This is a genomic window from Chitinophaga deserti (assembly GCF_003149455.1).
GTDB lineage: Bacteria > Bacteroidota > Bacteroidia > Chitinophagales > Chitinophagaceae > Chitinophaga > Chitinophaga deserti.
Genome location: NZ_QFFK01000001.1, coordinates 515,538 through 536,549, shown reverse-complemented (window position 1 = coordinate 536,549; position 21,012 = coordinate 515,538). Strand labels below are relative to the sequence as shown.

The following is a 21,012-nucleotide window of genomic DNA, read 5'->3' as shown; positions in this document are numbered from 1 at the left end:
TCGGTTAAAAATTAACGTTAAGGCCTACGGTCACGTTTTTAGCCTGCGGATAGCGGCCTTTGTCGATACCGTATTCATCCAGTCCCACCTCAGGGTCGAAGCCTTTGTACTTGGTAAAGGTGAGCATGTTGTTGCCGGTTACATAAAGGCGAACCTGGCCAATGCCGGCGCGGCGCAGTATGCTGTTGGGCACGGTATAACCGAGGGTTACGTTTTTCATGCGGAGGTAGCTGCCGTCTTCCACATACCAGTCAGAAGTAGTACCGAAGTTACCATTCGGGTCGCTGCTGTTGATACGGGGGATGTTGGAATCAGGGTTCTGCGGAGTCCATGCATTCAGGATGTCTTTCAGCATGTTGTAGTTCTGACCATTACCAGCATTCAGCGCCGTGAACTTCAGTGCATTGAACAGTTTGTTACCCTGTACACCCTGGAAGAAAACGTTGAGGTCGAAGTTCTTATAGCGGCCGTTGAAGCTGAAGCCATAAGTGAACTTGGGGAATGCGTTACCGGCAATCACACGGTCGTCGTTCGTGATCTTACCATCGCCATTCTGATCAATGAATTTCAGATCACCGGGTTTGGCGAAAGGCTGGATGAGGTTGCCTGCTTTGTCTTTATAGTTGTTCACTTCATCCTGCGTCTTAAACATACCATCGGTACGTACTACATAGTAAGAATACAGCGGCAGGCCTACTTCCTGACGGAGAGGGGCGAGGGTGCTGCGTACATTGATATCGTTCAGCGGCATCACTTTCTGACCATCGCGGAGCGAAAGCAGTTTGTTGTTTACTTTAGTGAAAGTCAGGCCCAGATCGTACTGGAAATCGCCGGATTTATCGGCCTGGAAATTAAGACCCAGTTCGAAGCCTTTGTCCATTGCTTTACCTGCATTCTTCCACATACCATCGGGCACACCGAGCATACCCGGTACGCTAACGTGTACCAGCATGTTGTGCGTGGTTTTCCGGAAATAGTCGGCGTTGATGCTGAGGCGGTTATTGAACAATCCGAAATCAAGACCGATGTTGTTAATTTCTGTACTGGCCCATTTGAGATCTTTATTAGGCAATGCCGTTTCCTGATAGGTGGGCACCTGCTGGGGATCTTTACCGATCCAGATCTGTCCGCTGGACATGGGTGCATCTACCCCGGTGGCTACCAGTGATCCGAGGTTACCCTGGATGCCATGGCTGAGGCGGAGTTTCAGGAAGTTGAGCCAGGAAGATTGTTTCAGGAAGTCTTCTTCAGTGATTACCCAGCCTGCGGTGATACCATAGTAAGGCTCCCAGCGGTTATGCTTGGGCAGCATGGAAGAACCGTCGTACCGGCCGATCAGTCCCAGCAGATATTTGCTTTTGTAATCATAGTTCACACGGCTGAACCAGGATGTCATCGCCCATTTGTTGATACCGCTCCAGGGGCGGAAGAAGATGGTAGAGTTATCGAAGTAACGATAAGAAGGAAGCTCGTTGTAGAAGCCCTGTGCATTGGCGCCTACCCAGGTGCCGCGGTGCTTTTGGTGAGAGAAGCCGCCCATAGCGGTGAGGTTGTGCCCGCCTTCAAAGGTAGTGTTGTAGGTGAGGGTTTGCTCTGCCAGAATCTCGGTCAGGTTGTTAATATCCTGACGGAGCTCATTATAGTTGAAGATTTTACCGATCTCCAGCACCTTCGCGGAATAGGACTTAGCATCCCGGAAAGATTTGGTGAGGGAGAAGTTAGACCTGAAGTTCAGACCTTTAGCGAGATTGATTTCTGCGTAAGGGTTGAAGAAGATCTTGGTTTCCGGTGCCCGCGAATCGATACGCTGCAGGTAAGCCACAGGGTTTATTACGTCGCCGTAAGCACCTGCATACTGGAGCGGCAGGCCGCTGTAGCTGCCATCAGCAGTAAACGGACGGATGTGCGGGGGATAGAAGATGGCGGAAATGATAGCACCGGTATAAGCACTGGTAGTATTGGCACCATTACCATCGGTCATTGTAAGTGCCATATTCTCCCCGATTTTCAGCCAGGGTTTCAGCTGGTAATCAGTATTCATGCGGATGGAGTAGCGCTCGCTGTAAGTATTGAGCAGGATGCCTTCACCTTTGCGATAGCCGAAGCTGAAATAGTAACGGCCGTTATCGCTGCCGCCTTTGATATTGGCGTTGTAGTCCTGCAGTTTACCGGTGCGGAAGATCTCGTCCATCCAATTGGTACGGGTGATCTGGCCGTCGGGGTATTTTGCAGGATCGAAAGCATCCTGGCGGGGTTTGCCGGCTGCATCGTATGCCTGGTTGGTAACGTCAGCGAATTCCTTTGCATTGAGCGGTTCCAGCTTTTTGATAGCTGACTGCCAGCCCTGCTTAATGTCCAGCTCAACAGTTGCCTTGCCCAGTTTACCCTTCTTGGTGGTAACGAGGATTACACCGCCTGCTGCGCGGGCGCCGTAGATGGAGGCCGCAGCATCTTTTAGTACGGAGATGCTTTCCACATCGTTAGGGTTGATGGGACCACCTGCGTAAATGGCACCGTCTACCACATACAGTACGTTTTCACCATTGATGCCACCCATGCCGCGGATGTTCACACGGGGATTGGCGGTGGGGTCGCCACCTTCGTTCTGAACGATTACACCGGGAGCTTTACCCTGCAGTGCTTCGTTGAAGTTGGCGAGTGAACGGCTGGTAAGCTTATCGAGCTGTACATCGGAAACTGCTCCTGTTACTTTGGCTTTGCTTTGCGTACCATAACCGATTACCACAAGCTGATTGAGGTTAACGGTAGATGATTCGAGGCTGATGCTGAAGTCGCGGCGTGCACCTACGGGGATTTCCTGTGTGGCGTATCCGAGGATGCTCACAACGAGCGTCATATTAGGGGTTTCGTCTGCAGTAAGGCGGAAGCGGCCATCTACGGAAGTGATGGTGCCGGCAGCGGTGCCTTTAATCATAACGGAAGCACCGGGAACAGGACCGTTTTTCTCAGTCACGATGCCCGTCAGTGTTATTTTTTCTGCCGTTGCGCCGCCTGTAAGATTGACGGCGTTCTGCTTTGGGGCTTCGTAGATGAGGATGGTGTTGTGCCGCTCTTCAAAGCGGAGGCCTGAAGTGGCCAGTAGTTCTGATAAAATGGCTTCTACAGTGCGGGAAGTGTAGGAAACCGCTTTCACGTTTACCCTGCGGAGGGCTGCTTCGTCGTACGCGAGGCGTACGGCGGCAGAGTTTTCAAGTTGTTTTAGTGCGGAAGAAAGCGGGCCGGCAGGGATGTCGACTTTTTTGACCACTTTCTGAAGATCCTGCGCGGAGAGGGGCAGGGCTACGGTGGTTACCGTGGTAGCTAGCACGATCATGCAGGCCATAACGGTCCGTACAAAAAAATGCTGTCTGATTTTTTGCATCTTTGTAAGATTAAAGGTAATGACTGAACAGGCTTGTAGGCCTGAGCGATTCGCATTGCAGTTGTTGTTACTTTCAGCCGGTACATCTTGCAGCTTGTGCCGGCTTTTTCATTGGCATTAACGGATAGTGAGTTGATGTTGCTTCATCGTGAAACTGATTTTAGGTTTATAACTTATTTTTTGGAGGATATCCAGTACTTGCTGCAGGGGCATGCCTGCAGGGAAGCGGAATGTGTAGCTGCCAGCTCTTCTGTCGAGCGCTGTTGATACGGTGATGCCATATTGATCTTCAAGTGTATGGATCACGTCGGAAAGTGTGGCGTTTTGAAGGAGGATTTCGCCCTTCGTCCATGCGAGGGCATCACTGTGTTGTATGGTGTCTATTTGTTTTTCCGGATATGTGAGGCGCTGCCCCGGTGCAAGGATGCCATGGCCGCTGGCTTTTACTTTACCTGAGAGGAGTGTGATGCGCCGGGTGTTGCCACATCCGGGGCGCTCCATGGTGAAGGCCGTACCGAGTACGGTAACGGTGTCTGTACCCATGAGTACCGTGAAGGGCTTCTCAGCAGCCCCCTGCACTTCGAAATAAACCTTGCCATGCAGGAGCTTCACCTGTCTTTGCCCGGCTATTTCTTCGTAAACCAATTTGGAATTGGGGCCGGCGGTAACCCGGCTCTGGTCGGGGAGGATGAACGTACGGACTTCACCGGTGGCAGTAGCCATCAGGAGGGCTTCCGGAGTTTGCGGGCGCAGGAGCCATGCCGCGGTAAGCGCAATGGCAGCTGCGAAGGAGGCCGCTGCAGCATAATGCCACAGGCGCCTTGGGCGGCGGGGAGCGTTGGCTTCGATGTGCTGCCACATGGTATCGTGAAGGCGGGCCTTTTCAGCAGCCTCCAGTATAGAAGGTTCTGCAGCTTCTGCCAGCCCGTCGAGCCAATGATGGAGCAGGCGCTCTTCTTCCGGCGAGGCCTGGCCACTGCGGTATTTTTCCAGTAATGCCTGTATGTCTTTAGTGTCCAATTAAAGATCGCTTTCTTAAAAGACACGCGCGGAAACACGGATAACTATCGGCAGTGAAAATATTTTTTTGCTTACAAAAACGATTTAGTGGAGGATGCAAAAGATAATGAAAGGGATGGTATGCCATTGGATGCGGATGCGGCGGAGGGCGGTATTGATCTGGTTGCGGATGGTTTGTTCGCTGCTGCCAAGGCGGAGGGCAATCTCGGAAACGGAGAGGTGCTGGATACGGTGCATGTAGAATGCGGTTTTCATACGTACGGGCAGGCGGTCTATCGACTGGAGGAGGGCGGTCTCCGTTTCGCGGAGGTGGATGGTATCGAGGATGGAGTTGTCGGCTCCGGCGGCAGAAGCGCCGAATTGCCCTACATGCTGCTGGTAAACCTGTTCGTCGCGGATAACGTTCAGGAGGCGGTTGCGGAGTGCGGAGCGGAGATAGGCGGGAACGGAAGTAACGGGAGGCAGCTGGTGGTGTGTTTCCCAGAGGTGGATAAAGAGGCTCTGGATAGCGTCCTGCGCGGAGGAGCCATCTTTCAGAACGCGCACGGCATAGCAGTACAGCTCTTCCCAATACGCATCAAACAATGCGCGGAAGGCGGTTGACTGGCCCTGCCGGACCTTTTCCCATAATGTATCTGACTGTGGTTGCTGCCGCATATCCCCTCAATTATGCGCTTCAAAATTATAACGTATCCGGTGGAATTCTACTATTGCTCTATTTATGAAATTGTTAAGTAAAAATTAGGAAGATTTGCGGATATAAAAAACTTTGTTCAAAAAAAGAGCCGGGCGGAGGGCCCGGCTCTTTCTGAATGACTTTAGTTGCGTTGCAGGAATGCTACATTGCAGCGAGTTGCACTTTTTGTTGCAATTCAATTACACTGTCGCGGAAGCTGTTATCTGTGTCCATGAGGTCCTTGACGGTCTGGCAGGAGTGGATCACGGTGGTGTGATCTCTTCCGCCGAAGTGTTCGCCAATGGTTTTCAGTGAGTTCTTGGTAAAACTTTTGGCCAGGTACATGGTGATCTGGCGGGCCTGTACGATTTCGCGTTTGCGGGTTTTCTGCAACAGCTTGTCGTAAGCCACGTCGAAGTATTCGCATACCATTTTCTGGATGCTTTCGATAGTGATTTCCTTAGAGGAGGTTTTAACGAACGATTTAAGTACGCGCTTGGCCAGCTCCAGGTCAATTTCTTTCCGGTTGAGGGAAGATTGGGCGAGGAGGGAGATGAGAGCACCTTCCAGTTCGCGGACGTTGCTTTGAATGTTGTAGGCAACATACTTCACAACTTCTTTAGGCATTTCGAGGCCATCGTTGCGCATCTTCATTTCCAGGATTTCCATACGGGTCTCGAAATCGGGCAGCTGAATGTCTGCACTGAGGCCCCAGCGGAAGCGGCTCAGCAGTCTTTCCTGCACACCGTCCAGATCTTTGGGCGGTTTATCAGAAGTGAGGATGAGTTGCTTGCCACTCTGGTGGAGGTGGTTGAAGATGGCGAAAAACGCGTCCTGCGATTTTTCGGCACGGGCGAAGAACTGGATATCGTCTACGATCAATACGTCTATTAACTGATAGAAGTGGATGAAGTCGTTGATGATATTATTCTTGGAGTGGTCGATGAACTGGTTGATGAACTTTTCCGCACTAACATAGAGAACGGCTTTGTTCGGGTTTTGCCTTTTCACTTCGTTGCCGATGGCTTGGGCAAGGTGAGTTTTGCCAAGGCCAACGCCGCCATATATAACGAGCGGGTTGAAGGAAGTACCTCCGGGTTTGTCGGATACGGTTTTACCGGCCCGGCGTGCCACGCGGTTGCAATCCCCTTCGATGAAAGACTCGAAGGTGTAATTGTGGTTCAGTTGAGAATCGATCTGAACACGTTTGATACCCGGAATCACAAACGGATTCTTTACCGGGTTCTGTATCGTAAGGGGGAAATCAACTTCACTATCCTTCTGGGGCTTGGTGAACTGCGTAGGCATATTCACCGTTTTAGGATGTTGGTGAGGGGTGCTGTTCTCTACCACAATTCTGTACTCCAGGCGTGCTTCTTTGCCGAGCTCGCGCTTGATGGTTTTACCTAACAGGCCCACATAATGTTCTTCCAGGTATTCATAGAAAAACTGGCTGGGTACTTGAATGGTTAAAACGTTGTTCTCAAGCTTTACGGGTTTTATCGGCTCAAACCATGTTTTGAAAGGCTGCCACTCCACAATATCCCTGATTATATTCAGACACCTATCCCAAACTTGTTCGCAAGTTTTATTCATTTAGAAAAAAATAATTTGTCGTGTTTATAATTTGGGTGTTCTCGAATACTAAAGTCTTCAATGCGGGCAGTTGAAGATCTTTTTGACAGGACGACGAATATCTGTAGAAAATGTTGAAAAAAAAAATAAATCTGCCCTTGTTTTATTTCCTACAAATACAGTGTGCCGGCCCTGTTTTTTTAGTATTTAAATCGGCTAAAACACCCGTTTAGCCTGCAATTCGACCACTATGAAAAGTGTTAAACCGTACAAGCATGATTAACAAGTAATTTGTTAAAGTGTTTACTGATTAACGCGTAAATGGTCGGCTTATCAGGTAAAATAACATTGCCCTTTGCCTGCCTTGAAAAGCAAGCCCCTAAGGGCACATTGTTGGCTCTTGCGTGTTTCACTTTTTTGGTAACTTCTTTTTCGGTTTCTCGAATCGGCTGCAAATTTATGATCTTGTTTCTAATAAATGCGAATAACTTGTGTAAAAGTTGTTGATTATTCCTGTGTTGAAAAACCTATCTTTGGCGCAATTGAAATTTTAAACTAGTTATTATGAGCTTTGAAGTTACCGGAAAACTGGTAGTGAAGTACAATACGGTGCAGCGCAGCGAATCATTTAAAACCCGCGAGTTTGTTATTGAGAAATCTGATGATATCAATGGACGGGTGATTACCAATTATATCAAGTTTCAGTCAGTTCAGGATCGTACCGCCATTGTGGATCGTCACAATGAAGGTGAAATGGTTAAAGTTTATTTTAATATAAAAGGCACACGCTGGGAGAAAGACGGTAAAGTAAACTACATCACCAACCTCGATGCATGGCGTATCGAATCCATGATGCAGGGCACCCCCGGTGCAGACCCCATGCCTAACTACAACACTTCCCAGGAAGGTTCCTTCAGCGGCGGTGGTAACAGTGGCAACAGCGGCGATGATCTTCCGTTCTAATTCATAATATATACCGGCTCACACAGCCTTATCATATTACAGGCGCCCCGCAACAGCGGGGCGCCTTCTTTTATTACCTATCTTTGCCCCGGTTTTTAGGATAAATACCTAACATGGTCAAACAAATCTCTCTCAAGCTCCTCCCGCAGGATGCATCTTCCCATCGCGCCATTACGCGCCATGCCGCCGAAGCACTCGGCGTCAAAACTTCTGAAGTAACAGGTTTCAATATCGTGAAACGCTCTATAGACGCGCGTTCACGCCAACCCTACTTCATGCTCACCCTGGAAGTATTCGCCAACGAGCCCTTCCTGCCAAAAGCCCTGGAATTATTCCGGTACGAAACGCTGAAGCCTGATGCTCACCCCGTTATCATTATCGGCGCCGGTCCTGCCGGCCTCTTCGCTGCCCTCCGCCTCATTGAGCTGGGCTTCATGCCCATTGTGCTTGAAAGAGGTAAGGATGTGCGCGCCCGCCGCCGCGATCTCGCCGCACTCAACAAAACCGGTATCGTTAACCCCGAATCCAACTATTGCTTCGGTGAAGGCGGTGCAGGCACCTATTCCGACGGTAAGCTATACACGCGGTCCAATAAGCGCGGAAACATCCAGCGCATCCTGAACATATTCCGCCAATTTGGCGCAGATGATGCCATCACTACCGATGCGCATCCTCACATCGGCACCAATAAGCTCCCCCATATCATCACCGCTATGCGTGAACAGATCATCAACAGCGGGGGAGCCGTTCATTTCGAACAGAAGGTGGCAGACTTCCTGATCGATAAAGGACAGATCACCGGCGTGAAGTGTGCTGGCGGTGATGTGTTTCATGCACAACACGTTATCCTCGCCACCGGCCACTCTGCCCGCGATATCTTTGAGCTGCTGCACAACCGGAACATTCTCATTGAAAGAAAGCCCTTCGCACTGGGTGTTCGCGTGGAACATCCGCAGTCGCTCATAGACAGTGCTCAATATCACTGCGCCCTCCGGGGCGATCACCTTCCGCCCGCAAGCTATAGCCTGGTAGAACAGGTGAATGGCCGCGGTGTATTCTCCTTCTGTATGTGCCCCGGCGGTATCATCGCTCCGGCAGCTACTTCGCCGGGTGAGCTGGTGGTAAACGGGTGGTCTCCCTCGAAGCGTAACAACCCCTACGCCAACTCCGGTATGGTGGTAACGGTTGATGAGGAGGACTTTGCGCCATTTGCCAAAGCAGGCCCCCTGGCAGCCATGTTGTACCAGCAGGCTGTGGAGCGTACTGCCTTTGAGGCGGGTGGCGGCGGCTTTGTTGCCCCTGCACAACGTATGACCGATTTCGTGAAAGGCAAAGTATCGGCCTCCCTGCCCGATTGCTCTTATATACCCGGTGTACGCAGCACCGATATGCGCGATGTAATCCCTGCTGCGGTACATTCAAGACTGGGTGAGGCTTTCAAAGCATTCGGGAAGAAGATAAGAGGGTATTTCACGGAAGAAGCGATCCTCGTGGCTACCGAGTCCCGCACTTCCAGCCCCGTACGCATCCCGCGGAACGATCATGATCTCATGCACCCGCAGGTGAAAGGATTGTATCCCTGTGGGGAAGGAGCGGGCTATGCCGGCGGTATCGTTTCCGCGGCTATGGACGGTGAGCGGGTGGCGGAAGCCATCGCCGGGATTGGTCCAGTGAAACTGCCGGTTCGTGTAACATCCTGAAAATACAACGTCAATTCTTTGGCGCGCATAGGGTAATTGGGTAATTTTCACCCGTCAATTATCCTTATGAACGTACTGGAACTCCAACATCTTAAGAAGTATTATGCGACCCACCGTGCGGTGGACGATATCAGCTTCTCCATCCCGAAGGGCAGCATCTTCGGACTGCTTGGCCCGAATGGTGCGGGCAAAACTACGCTCCTGCGTATGATCACCGGCATTATTTACCCCGATGCCGGGGAAGTCTTTTTTGACGGCCGCCCGTTTGACCCGCATAACGATATCCAGTATATCGGGTATATGCCGGAAGAGCGGGGCCTCTATAAAAAGATGAAAGTGGGCGAACAGGCCATGTATCTCGCTCAGCTTAAAGGCCTCAGCGCAAAGGAAGCCCGGCAGAAGATCGATTACTGGTTCAACCGTTTCGAAATCACCTCCTGGTCAAATAAGAAGATCGAAGAGCTTTCAAAGGGTATGCAGCAAAAAGTGCAGTTTATCTCCACCGTTATGCATCATCCTAAGCTGCTGATCCTGGACGAACCTTTCTCCGGTCTCGACCCCATTAACTCACAACTGATTCAGGACGAGATCTTCCAGCTTGCCAAAGGCGGAACCACCATCATCTTCTCCACGCACCGTATGGAACAGGTGGAAGAGATCTGCGATCATATCGTACTCGTCAATAAAGGCAAAAAGGTGCTCGACGGGCCGGTGAAGCAAATCCGTCAGGACTTCAAACATCATCTTTACCGTATCAGCCTCGAGTCTATGCCTAATCCGGCGCAGATGGCAACGCATCATTTCACCATCGTGAAGCAGCATGAAAATGGCTATACCGTGAAGATCAATGAATACAGTAAGACCAACGACATTCTTGCCCACTTCCTGCACCATGGTATCCAGATCACTTTCTTTGAAGAAATCCTGCCCACCATTCATGAAGTGTTTATCCAGCAGGTTAAGACTACGGATATGGAAGCAGTAGCAGCAGCGGTTAATTGATACCTATGAAGTATAGCATATTCTTATTAATGATAATTGCCGCAGGATGCGGCGAAGCGGCAGGTACAAAACACATCGCAGACAGTACGGAAGCACAATGGAACAAACCTGAGGATGAGCGGCTGGCAAAGGCCGAAGCTTTTCTACAGCTGTTTCCCGTTATCAATCCTAATGATTTTGAAGTAACTTCTCCTAATACCGATTCCAATGGCGTAATGAAAGGCCTTGTGGGGAAGTGGATAGACAGCAATATGGTACATTGGTTACCGGATGATTGGGAGAAGCGGGAAATAGGTATGCCCGGAGAATTGTATGGAGGCTATTTTGCCATCGGCCGGTTCCCTTGTGGCGACTATGAGATGCTGATCGTGAGGGCGCCGGGTGAATATGAAAGCAGTGCCATCAAACTGCTCGCCTGGTATAAGCCTTCCGCTGAGTGTAAAGAACATATTTTGCTGGCAGACCATTGGGGAGATGCAGGTGAGTCGCAATACACCTATAGCTGGTTGCATCCCGGCAATAACCAGCTGGAAGTGCGGATGGGTGTAAATTATACTTATGGAGATCCGGAAGACACTACCGGCCGTACAGAATCATCCTCCGATTACCGCATCTTCTATTTCCGCGATGGCGCATTTGATACCACAGGTATGAGTTCACGCCGAAACGAAGCCTTTTTCCGTTCAAAACTTAAAGACAGCTATCTGGAACCCGATTCCGTTTACGTTGAATATCACCCAAACTCTAACTCCGACTCCCATGAATAAAATCTGGATCATCATCAAAAGAGAATTCCTCACCAGGGTACGCAAGAAATCCTTCATTGTGACCACCCTGCTGTTGCCTGTCCTTTTCGCGTCTATGATCGTGTTGCCGAGCCTCTTCATCAATTCCGACAATGATGAGAAAGTAGCAGTGATCGATGACAGCGGCTACTTCGCAGGCAAGCTCCCTGACGAAAAGGGTATCCACTATAACTTCGTGGAAGCGAAGCTGGATACCTTCAAGAAAAGCTACCGCGATCAGGGATATACCGGCCTGCTGCATATCCCCAAAATGGATATCAACCGCCTTCCCGCCATCGTCTATTACAGCAAAGGCCAGATGCCCTTCTCCCTGAGAGGCAGCATGGAAAAGAGACTGGAGAGCGTGATTGAAGACAAGCGTATGGAGATGGCAGGTATCGATAAATCGAAACTGGAAGACATCCGTGCGGATATTAGTATTGAGAACCTCGCAGGAGAAGCAGAGAAGAAAGGCAGCTCCACCGTGGCATATATCGTAGGCTGGATTTCAGGCTTCCTCATCTATATCGTGTTACTGGTATTTGGTATGATGGTAATGCGCGGAGTGATGGAAGAAAAGACCAACCGTATCGCAGAGGTAATGGTATCGAGCGTAAAGCCTTTCCAGCTGATGATGGGCAAGATCATAGGCATCGCTGGCGTTGGATTGGTACAATTTATCATATGGACTGCAATCATTATTGGTCTGCGCCTTTTGTTGCTGCCTTTACTGGGTGCTGATACCGATGTAAGCGCTGCCGGACAGATGTCTGCCAACGCAAGCGGCAAGTTCAAAGAGCAAATGGAATTTGTGATCAACAGCATCGACTGGTTTTCCCTGCTTCCGCTCTTCCTCTTCTACTTCCTCGGTGGTTACCTTTTCTATGCGGCATTGTTCGCGGCTGTAGGCAGCCTTGTGAATGAAGATCCTAACGATGCGCAATCGCTAACTTTCCCCATCACGCTTCCTATCATCGTTGCAATTATCATCATGATTCAGGCGGTGGTAAAACCAACGAGTCCGTTGGCAGTATGGGGCAGTATCATTCCGTTCACTTCACCTGTGGTGATGATGGCGCGGATCCCATATGGCGTACCGGGTACGGTACCCTACTGGCAGCTGGGCCTGTCCATGATATCACTCATTGCAGGCTTCCTCGCTACCACCTGGGTGGCTGCGAAGATCTACCGCACAGGAATTCTTATGTACGGTAAGAAAGTGACGCTGGGCGAAGTGGGTAAGTGGATTTTCAGAAAAAGCTAGTGAATATTCCGGGATAATCGCAAAAGGGCCGTCTCTCATGAAAGGAGACGGCCCTTTTTTATGTTTTGTTGAATTGTCATTCTGGTCATAGCTACTGACATGCTACTGCCATCCTTCGGTGATCCTTCAGTGGTGTTCAGTGGTGGTATAGGTTTGAGGGTGTTTGACTGAAGGATCACTGAAGGATCACCGAAGGTTCACTGAAGGATCACTGAATAATTGCTAATGGTCAGAGGGGTTAACTGTTTTGCAAAACCTACTGACATGCTACTGCCATCCTCCATCCATCCTCCATCCATGTCCAGCTGTAGCAAGGGTTTGATGAAAGTTGGATGGAGGATGGATGAAGGATGGATGGAGGTTCGATGAACAAAAGATATTTCATCCCACAGTTTATGCATGCTCGTCCCGGCTTTCAGGCTATGACGTCACAAATTTTAAAATCGGGTTCGATTTCAATGTATGTTTGAAATGTAAACGGGGAAAGACAGGGGAAGGAAAATGATCAGAGGGATCCGAGGCGGGAACAGGTGGCGCGGAACTCGTCCCAGATTTCGTGGAGTACGGCTGCTGCAGGCTTTATCTCCCGGATTAGGGCACTTACCTGGCCGATCTCCAGTTCGCCTTCTTCCAGCTGGCCTTCGAACATGCCTTTTTTGGCGCGGCCTCTGCCGAGAAGGGTTTTCAGTTTTTCGACATCAGCCCCACCCGCTTCTGCCTGGCGCACGGCTTCGAAAAACGAATTTTTTAACATCCTTACGGGGGTCAGTTGTTTGAGGGAAAGCATGGTATCGCCTTCGCCGGCATTTACCACGGCTTGTTTGAATGCTTCGTGGGAGGATGCTTCGGGGGTGGCTACGAACCGGCTGCCTACCTGCACGCCTGAAGCGCCCAGTGCAAAGGCTGCCGCCATGGCCCTTCCGCTTCCAATACCTCCCGCGGCGATTACCGGAATGCTGACGGCCGCTGCTACCGCTGGAATGAGCACCATGGTAGTGGTTTCTTCCCGCCCGTTGTGGCCCCCGGCTTCGAAGCCTTCTGCAACTACGGCATCTACACCGGCATCCTGGCTCTTCAGCGCGAATTTACTGCTGGATACTACGTGCACCACTTTCACACCGTGTTCCTTCAGCAATGGTGTCCAGGTTTTGGGATTACCGGCCGAAGTGAATACCACGGGCACTTTCTCTTCAAGGATGATTTGAATGTGCTGGTCGAGATCAGGGTAAAGGAGCGGTACATTCACTCCAAAAGGCTTATCAGTAGCTGCTTTGCACTTTTGAATATGTTCGCGTAATACGTTTGGGTACATGCTTCCCGCACCGATTACACCCAGTCCGCCGGCATTGCTTACCGCACTGGCGAGGCGCCAGCCGCTGGCCCAGATCATGCCTGCCTGGATAATGGGATAGTCGATTCCGAATAGTTGCGTAACGGAGTTGGGGAATGCAGCCATTTGTACTGAATTAGTTTTAGCCGAGATCAATTTCTGTGTTATCACCAATATTGAGGCTCTGGCTGAGCCCGCGGATATTGGCATCGCTGCCGATGAGTGACGACTTCAGCACCACTTCGTACAGATTACTGAACGAGCCGATGATGGAGTCTTTCACGATAGAGTAACTGATAACGGTATTATCGCCGATGGCCACATTAGGACCGATGATGCTGTTCTTGATATTGCAGCCTTCGCCGATGCTTACGGGAGGGATGATGATCGTGTTCTCGTATGGGAGCACCGGGCTGGCGGAGAGTTTGTATTTCTTCAGCAGCGTGGCATTGGTTTCGAGCAGCGTTTCTTTACGGCCGCAATCGAACCAGTTGTTCACCTTAAAGGCATTGAACTGTACACCGTGCTGGATCATGCATTCGAGCGCGTCTGTCAGCTGAAACTCGTCGTGCGAACGCATCTGCTGGCGGATGTTATCTTCCAGGCATTTGTACAGCTGATCCGTTTCCCGGATTTTGTACATGCCTACCAGTGCGAGGTTCGACTTGGGGATCTGTGGTTTCTCAATTACCCGGGTGATAGACAGGTTTTCGGTGATCTCCGCCACGCCGAAGTTGCGGGGATCATCCACACGCTTCACGCCGAGAACGGAAACGGGGGAGTTGATTACTTCCCTGAAGTCTACTTCCACGATAGTGTCTCCCAATACAATGAGTACTTCATCTCCCGCCACTACCTCTTTCGTAAGCAAAATAGCGTGGCCGGTGCCTTCGCGGGAATTTTGCTGAACGAAGTGAGTAGTGAGGTCAGGATATTTCTTTTCTACGTAATGCTGAATTTTTTCTCCGAGATAACCCACCACAAACACGAATTCGCGGATGCCGGATTCCACCAGCTGGTCCACGATAATGCTCAGGATGGTACGCCCCGCCAGCGGGATAAGTGCTTTCGGTTGCGTATATGTATGCGGGCGCAGTTTGGTGCCTGCACCGGCGACTGGAATGATTGCCTTCATGAATCGGTTTTGAGATGGTTCACTGCTACAGTTAACCTAATCACTTTGCTTCAGCGGGCAAATTACGGAATAACGGGGAATAAATAAATGACAACAAGGCTGATGGAGAAAAGACATTAGGAATTTGATGTATATGGCCAGATGCTTCTTTTCATCAATTCCAAGTTTATAATTAATGGGAAGATGATTAATTTCGCATCTTAAATTTTCTTTCACATGCAAAGAGACCAGCAGATCTTCGATATCATCCGCCAGGAACTGGAAAGGCAGCGCCATGGCATTGAACTGATTGCTTCTGAGAACTTCACGAGCCATCAGGTAATGCAGGCCATGGGCAACGTAATGACCAATAAGTACGCCGAAGGCTACCCCGGACGCCGCTATTATGGCGGTTGTGAAGTGGTGGACCTGAGCGAGCAGCTGGCCATCGACCGTGCCAAACAGATTTTCGGTATTGAATATGCCAACGTGCAGCCCCACTCCGGTGCACAGGCCAATGCGGCAGTTCTGCTGGCTATCCTCCAGGCGGGCGACAAAATCCTCGGTCTGGATCTGAGCATGGGCGGGCACCTTACCCATGGTTCCGCAGTAAACTTCTCCGGAAAGCTGTACCAGCCGTTCTTTTACGGTGTAAATAAAGAAACAGGCCTGGTAGAATACGACCAGATGGAAGCCGTAGCCCTTGCAGAAAAGCCTAAATTGATCATCTGCGGTGCTTCCGCTTACAGCCGCGACTGGGATTATGCCCGCATCCGCGCCATCGCTGATAAAATTGGTGCTTTTGTAATGGCAGATATCGCACACCCTGCAGGCCTCATCGCCAAAGGGCTGCTCAATTCTCCCTTCGAGCATTGCCATTTCGTAACTACCACCACCCACAAAACCCTTCGCGGTCCCCGCGGCGGTATGATCATGATGGGTAAGGATTTCGAAAACCCATTCGGTCTCAAAACTCCGAAAGGCGAAATCCGCATGATGTCTAACCTGCTGGATATGGCAGTGTTCCCCGGCATCCAGGGTGGCCCGCTCGAGCACGTGATTGCTGCAAAAGCAGTTTCATTCTTCGAGATCCTCTCCGACGATTACGATCAATACGCCCGTCAGGTAATCCGTAATGCGCAGGCAATGTCCCGCTCCTTCGTGGAAAAAGGCTACCAGATCATCTCCGGCGGTACCGATAACCACCTTATGCTCATCGACCTCCGCAATAAGAACATCTCCGGTAAAAAAGCCGAAAATGTACTGGTGCAGGCAGATATCACGGCTAACAAGAACATGGTGCCTTACGATGATAAATCTCCTTTCGTTACTTCCGGCATCCGCCTCGGCGTTCCTGCCATCACTACCCGTGGCCTGAAAGAAGACCACATGCCGCAAGTGGTGGAATGGATCGATAAACTGCTGATGGATTCAGATAATGAAGGTCTCCAGAAGAGCATCCGCGGTGAAGTGAATGAATTCATGAAACAATTCCCCCTCTACCCTGAAATGGGCTGAGCCGAATAAAGGTTTGTAAAGTAAAAGGCCGGTCCGGAGCGCCATTGCTCCAGGACCGGCCTTTTTCGTTTGGTATATATTTTACTTCGCCAGTATAACCTCCTGTTCACGCTGGTTGCGGAACACGATCACTTTAAGGTTGGAGCGCCATGCAATGGGCTGATATACAGCGAAAAATGCTTTAACGGATGGTGTCGGCTGCCCGTCCAGCTTCAGGACTACATCATTGCTGCGCAACCCCGCCTTGTAAGCCTCGCTGTTTTGAGGCACTTCCACGAAGTAGGCGCCTTTCTCATCGGGCAGGCCCGTAGCAGAGCGTTCACCCAATCCTTCAATATTCTTCACCTTTGCACCTTTCCATTCTATCAGGTCGCCTTTGCCCGCAGCAGCGGAGAGGAGCACGGTGGGCAGGGGAACGGGAGCAGCCAGTTTTTTATACGCGGCCACCCTGGTACCGAAGTTATCAATTGGGAAATCCCGATAAGTGGCATAGCGCGGTCTGCTGCTCTTTTTTAACCTGTAATCGCCTTTCGCGAAGTTGACGAACTGGAGATCTATCACCATGGAATTCGTATCAGTGCCACGTTTACGCGCCGCGTCAAGCGAAGCCTGATCGGGGAAGAAGTTGAAATTTACCCGCTTGCCCCAGGTATTTAACTGGATAGGTTTATAGTCGGTAGTGACAACGTTTTGGGTAAATTCATCGTTGCTGTTGGCGAACCACACGTGGGGGTGGAAGGTGTTATTGATCATGAGATTGTGATGCACTCTCCGGAAGAACCCTTCCCGCAGCTTCAATCCGCCATTCAGGCACACATTATCGTAAATATCGTAGTAAGAGGAACCGTCGTCGAGATCGATGTCCCAGCCATGGTCGCAACGGAAACGGTTAGCGCGTATAATGGTGGTGCCGAGGATGTCGAGCTTAGTAAGGGCGATGTTAGCCGTAGTGGCGCTATCCATGATCCTGCGGCTAGGATGCCAGTAGCGGTCGCGGCCCCAGCTGTTGAACGCTCCGTGGTCGCCGGTTTCGAGTACCGTGTTGTACACATCATTATGCTCGATGAGATGCCCGCCGAATGTTCCCTCACTTACGTTGATACCTGCACGCGGTACGTTGTGGATCGTATTATGAGCAACCCTGATGGCATTTGCGATACTGATCTGCACACCTGCAGACTGCTTCTCAATTTCTCCTGAAAACTGGATGAGGTTATCCGAAGCGCTGCAGTTTTTGGGATAGTTATCAGATTTTGGTCCGGGTGTGAAGTCCATTTCACTGAAAGGTACAGCCTGGTTGTATTCAAATGCGGGAGAGCGTACTGCGTCCGGATTACCGACAAATGCGATGCCGGATGCACCGGCGCGGTAGATGAGGTTACTGTCTGCACGCACGTTTCTGTTATAGTTGTTCACGAACACTGCATTACCACCTACTTCGTCGAAAACACAATTGGTGACTGCAGACTGTTCAGCACCTTCCACCAGCACGGCACCACCGCGGTAGATGGTCCAGTCGCTGCGCAGAAGCGGTTCTTTGGTAAGCATGAAAGTACGGGCGTTGCCAGTGAATGTAATGCCGCTGATCGTGACATTTTTCAATGGTTGCTCCATGCTTCCTTTCAGCACGATGAGTTCGGTAAGCCGGGCGTATGCAATGTTTGATGAAGGTTGTTGCCCGTTTGCCGGTTGGAAGTAAAGCGTTTTTTCATTGGCGTCGTAGTACCATTCATCCGGAGCATCCAGTTCTTCACGCACATTCTCTACGAATCGGTGTTCGGCGTGGAGGCCCATCTGGCGGTTGTTCTGCCATCCGCCTTCCAGCTTAGCTGTTCCATCGGCATTCACGCCGGTAATGATGTAATGATAGCCGCCCCATTCTGCACGGTGCAATGCATGAACAATGGCGCCTTCCGGCTTTTTCCAGGATTTGATCCTTTCGGGTGAAAGTGCATCTGCAGATGTACCGTGGTAGAAGCGTGCGGAAGAGTCGTAGTTGGGATAACGTGCGGAGATCTTAAGTTTACCATCTATGTACAGCCTGTCTATGGAATTGAGGTTTCCGGGAAGTGAGGCTTTCCAGATTCCTTTTTCGCCTGCCTGCCAGGTAACTTTCAGTGGGTGAGCACCGGAAAGTACGGGCTTTTCTCCCGCATGCGCAGTTATTTGAAATGGTTGGCCGTTGGGATTATCGTCCCGGGTAATTAGCCACGTGCTGTCCAGGTAATAGGTGCCGCCCCGTAGAATGACGCGCGTTGCCTTGTCGGGCGATTTACGCCAGACTTCCCTGGCGCCTTTTAAAGTGGCTTTAGGAAGTGCTTTGGTGCCGGGGTTAGCATCGTTTCCGGAAGGTGACAGATAAACGTGGGTTTCCTGTGCCATTGCTGCAATAGGGAAGAGCAAACTACAGGATATAATCCATTTCAACATAGTTGGTTATTTATATGCCCGAAGTTAACCCGGTACATTTGCCCCTTGTGATAGTAATTGAACTATTTCTAACAAATATTTGGAAGTTCAGAAGTAACTGCTACATTTGTGGTGTATTAGTTAGCTAGTACACTAGTTCATCAACCTATAACCCGAATTACATGGTATCCCTTCATGAACTTACCTTTTCTTACGGCCGCAATGAGCCGGTGCTGGACGGGCTTAGCCTGACACTTGAGCCGGGCCGCATCTACGGGCTGCTGGGACAGAACGGTGCCGGGAAAAGTACGTTACTGTATCAGTTGGCCGGCCTGTTGTTTCCGGATTCCGGAACTTGCCGGGTAGGGAGCTACGAGCCTTCCCGCCGCGAGCCTGCTTTTCTTCAATCGGTGTACATCGTTCCGGAAACCTTCCGGTTGCCAGACCTTTCCTCCCAATCGTACATCCGGCTGCATGCACCGTTTTATCCCGGCTTTAACGCGGAAATCTGCCAATCTATTCTGCAGCATTTCCTGATTACAGGCGACGTTAAACTGCGCAGCCTGAGCCACGGGCAGCAAAAAAAGTTCCACATTGCCTTCGCCATAGCTACCGGCGCAAAGCTTCTGTTACTCGATGAGCCTACCAACGGTCTCGACATTCCATCCAAACAGCAGTTCCGCAAAATCATCGCAGGCCACCTTCGCGAAGACCAGTGTATGTTGATCAGCACGCACCAGGTGAGGGATCTCGACAGCCTTATCGACGATGTACTGATCCTTAATGATGGCCGCATCGTGCTTCAGGCTCCGGTTTCGCTGATCACGGAACGGTTGGTATTTAAAAAGGTGAAAAGCCATGGAGAAAGCGGTAAACCCCTGTATGTCGAAGAAGCGCTGGGCGGCTATGCTGTAATTGCACGCAATACTAACGAGGAAAGCTCGCGGCTGGATATGGAGCTTTTATTTAATGCCACGCTCTCCGGCCCTGATAAAATTCTTCCTGTTTTAAAAGATTAAAACCCTGTATATGTCCTTATCCTTTCAAAGATGCAAACAGTTGGTAGTGCTGGAACTTACGACGGAGCGCAAGTTTTATGCATATTCGATACTCGCGCTTGCCGGTATTTTACTGACTTATATGTTATACAATGCATATTACACTACAGATGGCTTACATCACGATCTGCAGGAGCAGATAGCCACGGAAGGCCTGATCATTTTCAGCCTGATGACATCGGCATATTATTTCAGGAAAATCAACAGTAATGATTCAAGGCTGGAATCGCTTATGTTACCGGTATCGCCGGTGGAACGGCTGATAGTGGCGCTGTTTTTTACCCTGGTTCTCTATCAGATTGCGTATCTGGTCATATACTTCTTTTGTGCAGGGACAGCTTTTTATGTGGATGAAACGCTGCAACATGGAAACCGCTTTTACTTATTTGATGGCAGAAGGGAGATAGACAGCAGTTTCCTTAAAATGCTCTTCGGGATGGTAACCCTTGGGCTGGCAACCGGCGCTACTTTCCGGAAGCTTCCGGTGGTGAAGGCAATATTAATCATGGCATTATTATTTATCGCAAATAACATGATCAGTCAGCATCTGAGCAGATTCCTGATGAAAGAAACGCAGCTTCCGGCAAAATTGCAGGAGCCTGTATTAGGACAGGTAGCGAAGAAGGTTGAGTTGATGAACGCGTCTCCATTCGGGCACTGGTATTTAAAATCCCAGACTGCCAGTGGGGAAACGGTAAGTGTTTTTACAATTAATCCGCCGGCATCCGTGGAGTTGCTGACCTCTGCAGCAGGCTTCCTGTTTCCGTTTGCGTTGATGTACCTGGTCGTATTAAAGCTGCGGGAGCAGGAAATCTAATCCCATCAATTCTTCTCTATGGAATTTAATAATCAGCTTTCCATCTACTTACAGATCGCGGAACATGTCTGTGACCGTATTCAGTTACGGGAATGGGCGCCGGAAGAAAAGATTCCCTCCGTGCGCGATCTGGCTGTAAGCCTGGAAGTGAACCCCAATACAGTGATGCGCTCTTATGAGCACCTTCAGCAACAAGGTATCATCCAAACCCGTCGCGGCCTGGGCTATTTTGTAAGTGAAGATGCTGTTGTTAAAATTACAGCATTGCGGAAGGAACAATTTCTGCAGGAAGAGCTGCCGCAGTTCTTCCGGAAAATATACCTGCTCGGCATTGAGCTGGATGAGCTGAAAGTCAGGTACGAGAAATTCAGGAACCGCCAAACAAAGGCATAACAATGA

General features: G+C 50.2%; 16 protein-coding genes. 9 read left to right on the top strand and 7 right to left on the bottom strand.

Going from position 1 to position 21,012, the window contains the following annotated elements:
- Nucleotides 1–4 precede the first annotated feature (4 nt).
- The 4 genes from DEV76_RS02065 to dnaA all read right to left on the bottom strand — a co-directional run bounded on the left by DEV76_RS02065 (nt 5) and on the right by dnaA (nt 6,674).
- Nucleotides 5–3,382: a SusC/RagA family TonB-linked outer membrane protein gene (locus DEV76_RS02065; RefSeq protein ID WP_109694597.1), complete on the bottom strand. Its 3,378-nt coding sequence runs from the start codon at nt 3,380–3,382 to the stop codon at nt 5–7.
- A gap of 117 nt (nt 3,383–3,499) precedes the next feature.
- Nucleotides 3,500–4,402, bottom strand: coding sequence for a FecR family protein (locus tag DEV76_RS02060; RefSeq protein ID WP_109694595.1), 903 nt, complete (start codon nt 4,400–4,402; stop codon nt 3,500–3,502).
- 84 nt (nt 4,403–4,486) lie between these two features.
- Nucleotides 4,487–5,059, bottom strand: coding sequence for a sigma-70 family RNA polymerase sigma factor (locus tag DEV76_RS02055; protein ID WP_109694594.1), 573 nt, complete (start codon nt 5,057–5,059; stop codon nt 4,487–4,489).
- Between the two features lie 181 nt (nt 5,060–5,240).
- Entirely contained in the window at nt 5,241–6,674 is a 1,434-nt protein-coding gene (gene dnaA / locus DEV76_RS02050) for a chromosomal replication initiator protein DnaA (protein ID WP_109694592.1), read from the bottom strand.
- Between the two features lie 543 nt (nt 6,675–7,217).
- On the opposite strand from dnaA, the gene DEV76_RS02045 reads away from it, so the two are divergent.
- The 5 genes from DEV76_RS02045 (at nt 7,218) to DEV76_RS02025 (ending at nt 12,367) form a co-directional block, all read left to right on the top strand.
- On the top strand, nt 7,218–7,616 hold the full coding sequence (locus DEV76_RS02045; protein ID WP_109694590.1) for a DUF3127 domain-containing protein: 399 nt from the start codon (nt 7,218–7,220) through the stop codon (nt 7,614–7,616).
- 113 nt (nt 7,617–7,729) lie between these two features.
- Nucleotides 7,730–9,316 (top strand): NAD(P)/FAD-dependent oxidoreductase, encoded by a 1,587-nt coding sequence (locus DEV76_RS02040; protein ID WP_109694588.1) that lies wholly within the window; start codon nt 7,730–7,732, stop codon nt 9,314–9,316.
- Nucleotides 9,317–9,382: 66 nt separating this feature from the next.
- Nucleotides 9,383–10,318 carry an ABC transporter ATP-binding protein gene (locus DEV76_RS02035; protein WP_109694586.1) on the top strand — a complete coding sequence of 312 codons (936 nt, stop codon included), beginning with the start codon at nt 9,383–9,385 and terminating at the stop codon, nt 10,316–10,318.
- Nucleotides 10,319–10,323: 5 nt separating this feature from the next.
- Nucleotides 10,324–11,085, top strand: coding sequence for a hypothetical protein (locus DEV76_RS02030; protein ID WP_157962668.1), 762 nt, complete (start codon nt 10,324–10,326; stop codon nt 11,083–11,085).
- Complete coding sequence (locus tag DEV76_RS02025) at nt 11,078–12,367, top strand: ABC transporter permease (RefSeq protein ID WP_109694582.1); 1,290 nt, start codon at nt 11,078–11,080, stop codon at nt 12,365–12,367. The genes DEV76_RS02030 and DEV76_RS02025 overlap by 8 nt, the downstream gene beginning before the upstream one ends.
- A gap of 505 nt (nt 12,368–12,872) precedes the next feature.
- Here the strand turns inward: DEV76_RS02025 and DEV76_RS02015 are convergent.
- Nucleotides 12,873–13,823: an NAD(P)H-dependent flavin oxidoreductase gene (locus DEV76_RS02015; RefSeq protein ID WP_109694578.1), complete on the bottom strand. Its 951-nt coding sequence runs from the start codon at nt 13,821–13,823 to the stop codon at nt 12,873–12,875.
- A 16-nt stretch (nt 13,824–13,839) separates the two neighbouring features.
- A complete protein-coding gene (locus DEV76_RS02010; protein ID WP_109694577.1) occupies nt 13,840–14,832 on the bottom strand; it encodes a sugar phosphate nucleotidyltransferase in 993 nt (330 codons plus the stop codon).
- 216 nt (nt 14,833–15,048) lie between these two features.
- Between DEV76_RS02010 and DEV76_RS02005 the strand changes: the two genes are divergently transcribed.
- On the top strand, nt 15,049–16,329 hold the full coding sequence (locus DEV76_RS02005) for a serine hydroxymethyltransferase (protein ID WP_109694575.1): 1,281 nt from the start codon (nt 15,049–15,051) through the stop codon (nt 16,327–16,329).
- Nucleotides 16,330–16,410: 81 nt separating this feature from the next.
- Here DEV76_RS02005 and DEV76_RS02000 read toward each other — a convergent pair whose 3' ends face one another.
- The gene (locus tag DEV76_RS02000; RefSeq protein WP_109694573.1) at nt 16,411–18,759 is read right to left on the bottom strand and encodes a PDZ domain-containing protein; all 2,349 of its coding nucleotides are present in this window, start codon (nt 18,757–18,759) and stop codon (nt 16,411–16,413) included.
- 161 nt (nt 18,760–18,920) lie between these two features.
- Between DEV76_RS02000 and DEV76_RS01995 the strand changes: the two genes are divergently transcribed.
- The 3 genes from DEV76_RS01995 to DEV76_RS01985 are packed head-to-tail and all read left to right on the top strand — an operon-like array spanning nt 18,921 to nt 21,006.
- On the top strand, nt 18,921–19,757 hold the full coding sequence (locus tag DEV76_RS01995) for an ABC transporter ATP-binding protein (protein WP_109694571.1): 837 nt from the start codon (nt 18,921–18,923) through the stop codon (nt 19,755–19,757).
- 10 nt (nt 19,758–19,767) lie between these two features.
- Nucleotides 19,768–20,613, top strand: a complete 846-nt coding sequence (locus DEV76_RS01990) for a hypothetical protein (RefSeq protein ID WP_109694569.1) — start codon at nt 19,768–19,770, stop codon at nt 20,611–20,613.
- A gap of 18 nt (nt 20,614–20,631) precedes the next feature.
- Complete coding sequence (locus DEV76_RS01985; protein ID WP_109694567.1) at nt 20,632–21,006, top strand: GntR family transcriptional regulator; 375 nt, start codon at nt 20,632–20,634, stop codon at nt 21,004–21,006.
- The last annotated feature ends 6 nt before the right edge of the window (nt 21,007–21,012 follow it).

Bases quoted from the DNA above. Each gene is read 5' to 3' on its own strand.
- DEV76_RS02065 (WP_109694597.1), bottom strand. From the start codon at position 3,382: ATGCAAAAAATCAGACAGCATTTTTTTGTACGGACCGTTATGGCCTGC.
- DEV76_RS02055 (WP_109694594.1), bottom strand. From the start codon at position 5,059: ATGCGGCAGCAACCACAGTCAGATACATTATGGGAAAAGGTCCGGCAG.
- dnaA (WP_109694592.1), bottom strand. From the start codon at position 6,674: ATGAATAAAACTTGCGAACAAGTTTGGGATAGGTGTCTGAATATAATC.
- DEV76_RS02045 (WP_109694590.1), top strand. From the start codon at position 7,218: ATGAGCTTTGAAGTTACCGGAAAACTGGTAGTGAAGTACAATACGGTG.
- DEV76_RS02040 (WP_109694588.1), top strand. From the start codon at position 7,730: ATGGTCAAACAAATCTCTCTCAAGCTCCTCCCGCAGGATGCATCTTCC.
- DEV76_RS02035 (WP_109694586.1), top strand. From the start codon at position 9,383: ATGAACGTACTGGAACTCCAACATCTTAAGAAGTATTATGCGACCCAC.
- DEV76_RS02030 (WP_157962668.1), top strand. From the start codon at position 10,324: ATGAAGTATAGCATATTCTTATTAATGATAATTGCCGCAGGATGCGGC.
- DEV76_RS02025 (WP_109694582.1), top strand. From the start codon at position 11,078: ATGAATAAAATCTGGATCATCATCAAAAGAGAATTCCTCACCAGGGTA.
- DEV76_RS02015 (WP_109694578.1), bottom strand. From the start codon at position 13,823: ATGGCTGCATTCCCCAACTCCGTTACGCAACTATTCGGAATCGACTAT.
- DEV76_RS02010 (WP_109694577.1), bottom strand. From the start codon at position 14,832: ATGAAGGCAATCATTCCAGTCGCCGGTGCAGGCACCAAACTGCGCCCG.
- DEV76_RS02005 (WP_109694575.1), top strand. From the start codon at position 15,049: ATGCAAAGAGACCAGCAGATCTTCGATATCATCCGCCAGGAACTGGAA.
- DEV76_RS02000 (WP_109694573.1), bottom strand. From the start codon at position 18,759: ATGTTGAAATGGATTATATCCTGTAGTTTGCTCTTCCCTATTGCAGCA.
- DEV76_RS01995 (WP_109694571.1), top strand. From the start codon at position 18,921: ATGGTATCCCTTCATGAACTTACCTTTTCTTACGGCCGCAATGAGCCG.
- DEV76_RS01990 (WP_109694569.1), top strand. From the start codon at position 19,768: ATGTCCTTATCCTTTCAAAGATGCAAACAGTTGGTAGTGCTGGAACTT.
- DEV76_RS01985 (WP_109694567.1), top strand. From the start codon at position 20,632: ATGGAATTTAATAATCAGCTTTCCATCTACTTACAGATCGCGGAACAT.